This window comes from Candidatus Binatia bacterium (genome assembly GCA_029248525.1).
Lineage (GTDB): Bacteria > Desulfobacterota > Binatia > UBA12015 > UBA12015 > UBA12015.
Map to the genome: position 1 here is coordinate 1 of JAQWJE010000030.1, position 3,611 is coordinate 3,611.

At 58.3% G+C, this 3,611-nt stretch carries 4 protein-coding genes; 3 read left to right on the forward strand and 1 reads right to left on the reverse strand.

Annotation, left to right across the window (positions count from 1 at the left end):
• Window positions 1-586: 586 nt before the first annotated feature.
• Complete coding sequence (locus P8K07_06425) at window positions 587-1,249, reverse strand: hypothetical protein (GenBank protein ID MDG1958154.1); 663 nt, start codon at window positions 1,247-1,249, stop codon at window positions 587-589.
• A 471-nt stretch (window positions 1,250-1,720) separates the two neighbouring features.
• Between P8K07_06425 and P8K07_06430 the strand changes: the two genes are divergently transcribed.
• The 3 genes from P8K07_06430 to P8K07_06440 form a co-directional block, all read left to right on the forward strand.
• Window positions 1,721-1,954 (forward strand): tyrosine-type recombinase/integrase, encoded by a 234-nt coding sequence (locus tag P8K07_06430; protein ID MDG1958155.1) that lies wholly within the window; start codon window positions 1,721-1,723, stop codon window positions 1,952-1,954.
• Window positions 1,955-2,467: 513 nt separating this feature from the next.
• Window positions 2,468-3,046 (forward strand): hypothetical protein, encoded by a 579-nt coding sequence (locus P8K07_06435; protein MDG1958156.1) that lies wholly within the window; start codon window positions 2,468-2,470, stop codon window positions 3,044-3,046.
• A gap of 304 nt (window positions 3,047-3,350) precedes the next feature.
• On the forward strand, window positions 3,351-3,611 hold a 261-nt coding region (locus P8K07_06440), incomplete at its 3' end, for a hypothetical protein (protein ID MDG1958157.1).

The window sequence follows — 3,611 nt, forward strand, 5'->3', positions numbered from 1 at the left end:
CTTTGGAATTGAACTGCCCAGGTATTCTCCGGAAATCTGAACGCTCACATTGCGCCCAGCGGCTCTGCCACGGGCGGGAAGGCGATTTAGCGACTGCTTGTGGCAGGATTCGGCTTGACCAATAGAGCGTCGCTTGGGCAAAAAGGGCCTTCATGTTTCCTACCGTCAGTTGGAGCTTGGTCTGATGCTGGAGCGCGAATTCTGAAAACTAGCCCTAACGGAACACGCCCTGGGGCTACGAAGCTATGAGGTAAGGCTCGACTGAAGTGCGCGATATCAGGGCAGGCCTCCCGCACACTCTTCTGCTTCCAGTCGCTCCGACTCCTTCAGCCTCAAGGCCTGGTAACAATTTGGAATTGAGCCACCCAGATCGTCTCAGGAAATCGGGACTCTCCCATTGTCCCAACGTCCCTTACGGTAGGAAACATGAAGGCCCTTTTTGCCCAAGCGGTGCTCTATTCATCCATCCTGATTTTACCACCGACAGCACTTCCCGCCCGTGGCGGAGCCCCCGGGCGGGCCAGATGAAGGGCTACCAGCATGGGCGAAGCGATCTCTGGGGGCTACTCCCCTTGCCCCAGAGCCCTCAGCGACTTTCTCCGGTTTCCGCATCCGCATGGGCAACAAACCGAACGGCAATTCCGCCACAGGCATAGGTCATCCAATAATCCGGAGAATGAGCTTGGTCAATCTTCAAGTAGTAACTTGGCGTCATCCGAATCGTAGTCGAGCTTCCAATAGAACCGAGCATGCTCTGCCACGCATTGCCTGAAGTGTCGGCTGGCGCCGACTGCGACTGCCCAACAATGACTGCGTCGGCATCCGGAAAGACCTGAAGGGCTCTTCCCGCAAGGACTCCCTCCGTGCACGCGAAGCCGTCGGCCCCCTCGAAAACCGGCCAGCGGACTTTGCCGAGAACGACATAGTTCGCCCCGCCAAGTTCGGAGTGGGTGACAATCACCTCATCCTGTCTGGGCACCTTTCTGAAGTAGGCATCGATGTCCTGCCGGAGCGCAAATGCCCAACCCTCTAGAAGCGGATGTTCTTTACAGTAACCAGGCTTTATCAGGTTCTCTCGCCAAAACGGTTCGGGGTATAAAACAAGCTCTTCATATAGCAACTCGCCGTAACGGTACTCAGCGCAGTCGTACTCCGGATCCTTGCCCTGCATCGATCGAATAGCTGCGCATCCAGTGACGAGAGCCACTAATACAATACTCGCCACGAGTCGTCCAAAATTCGCGCGCAAACTCAGACCCTCTCCATCTTTCGTTTTCTAGCAAGATCGTCGATAGAACGATAGCAGACGTCAGGACTTTTGGATTCGAGCGCCTCGCAGCCGTAAACCTCGCCCGCTTTCGGGGCAGCCAGACGCTAGGAAACATGAAGGCCCTTTTTGCCCAGAAGGCGCTCTATTCTTCCATCCCGATTCTGCGCCCGGCAGCGTTTCCCGCCGTTCCCGCCCGTGGCGGAGCCGCTGGGAGGCGTTTTGGTAGGAAGGTTCAGTCGTGAAAGGGCGTCAAGGTGCTCGCAGTCACTATTATTGAATGCCGGGTCCAATCTCGGGAGAGGTGGAGAAGGCTCGGATCAACAACCTTGCGCGCAAGCCCGCGCCCCGACTATCACTTGCCGTGGTTTGGGCAGCCGGTGGGCAGGCGGGTTCGTCTTCCCAGGGTACGTTTCCCACTGGGGTCGAGATCTCCGGGCGGGCAAAACTCGGATGGGCAACAAGACCGTCGATGCCGCAGGGCGGCTCTCGTGCGCCGAGGCCGGCATCGAGGGTCTGAAATTCCACGACCTCCGCCACGCCTTTGCCAGCCGCCTGGTGCAAAGTGGAGTGCCGCTCTACACCGTCTCCAAGCTCCCCGGCCAAGTCGATATCGAGACCACTCAGCGTTACGCACACCTCTCGGACACCGAGATGCGGGCCGCGGTCGAAGGGGTGGCAAAGTGAATTGGCACAAAATTGACACAGTGGCCGTTTTCGGGACTCTCGGAGAACAGCCGCCCAGCGGCTCTGCCACGGGCGGGAAGGCGATTTAGCGACTGCTTGTGGCAGGATTCGGCTTGACGAATAGAGCGTCGCTTGGGCAAAAAGGGCCTTCATGTTTCCTACCGTCTTACAACGTGAAGATTGCCCTGTCGCCCGGAGGGGGAAGCCGCGAGCGCCGTTTGAAGGCCCGGTGGATCCACGCGATCGCACGGGTCAGATCGAGGGGGGCGACCCCGCCGGGCGTCTCGGATTTCTGGCGCTCGAAAGCGCCGAATTCGAAAACACCGCTTACCAATCTCGCTCGCCTAGGCTAACGGTGGTCTGCAATTCATGTTTGCGAGCGAGTGTGAATTATCCAACGGGGAGGGATGAAAATTGAGGCAGTCATCAACTACTCTTGGGAAGTCCAACCCTGTAGAAGGATTCGGCTGGACTCGGCGACAATTTTTCCTCGGCACCAGTGGCGGAGTTCTGATGTTCCTCACGGGGTGCGGTAGTTCGGGGCAGGAGGGAACGTCAGGTGCGTCTGGGCGTTGCATGGAGACGCCTGCGGATATCGAGGGGCCCTTTTGGCGACCAGGATCGCCCGAGCGCACCAACCTCGACCTGTATGCGGACGCCGGAAACGCGTTGTCCATCTCCGGGCGCGTGCTGGATACGACCTGTCGTCCGATCGGGGATGCAACCGTGGAGGTCTGGCACGGGTATCCGACCACCATCAGCGTTGAGGAACTGACTCCTGATGCCGACGTTCTCTACGATAATGCCAGCGAAGAAATGCGTTACCGAGGATTCACAGTGACGGAGGGGGACGGACAATATTCTTTCCGGACGCTGAAGCCCGGATGGTATCAGGCCCTCGGGGCGTATCGGCCCGCGCATGTACACTTCAAGGTCTGGAGAGAGGGCGTCGAGTTGCTCACGACGCAGATGTATTTTGTCGGTGATCCGTTTTTGAAGGCGGACCCTTGGGCGGTCGAGGGTTTGGCGGTAGCTCTGGAGGTCGGCAGTGACGGGATCGAGCACGCGGTGTTTGACCTGATTATTCCGTAGTTCAATCACGTCGACGGCGAGGGTTCAGTCCTGCAGTTCTTCCGGTGGGCTGTCCCAATCCTTCACCTGCCTGACTTTGACCCACTTATCCTCGCCGCCGCCCAGCGGCTCCGCCACGGGCGGGAAGGCGATTTGGCGACTGCTTGTGGCCTGATTCGGCTTGACGAATAGAGCGTCGGTTGGGCAAAAAGGGCCTTCATGTTTCCTACCGTCAACTGCAAGATCAGGCACCTCCGGCGAACGTACATTGGACACGGCTCCAGAACACGCCAAATTGCCAGTTGCGACAGGTCAAGTACTTGGCTTGAATCCCATTTCAATCCTCACCAGGAGACCGAAACGGTCCTGGCCGGAACAAACCACATACCGTCGCTGGGGCAAAAAGGGCCTTCATGTTTCCTACGGTCAATGGGGAGAGGATATTGCCCTTCGGGTCTATACATCTCGCCTGATCGGGCGCGATGACGACTTGGTAATGCATGGCGGTGGGAACACCTCCGTGAAGACGCTCCAAACCGATATTCTGGGACGAGAGATCGAATCGCTTTGCGTGAAGGGGTCCGGC

What these genes read in the sequence shown, in the direction of transcription:
- P8K07_06430 (MDG1958155.1), top strand. Translation starts at nt 1,721, where the DNA reads ATGGGCAACAAGACCGTCGATGCCGCAGGGCGGCTCTCGTGCGCCGAG.
- P8K07_06435 (MDG1958156.1), top strand. Translation starts at nt 2,468, where the DNA reads ATGTTCCTCACGGGGTGCGGTAGTTCGGGGCAGGAGGGAACGTCAGGT.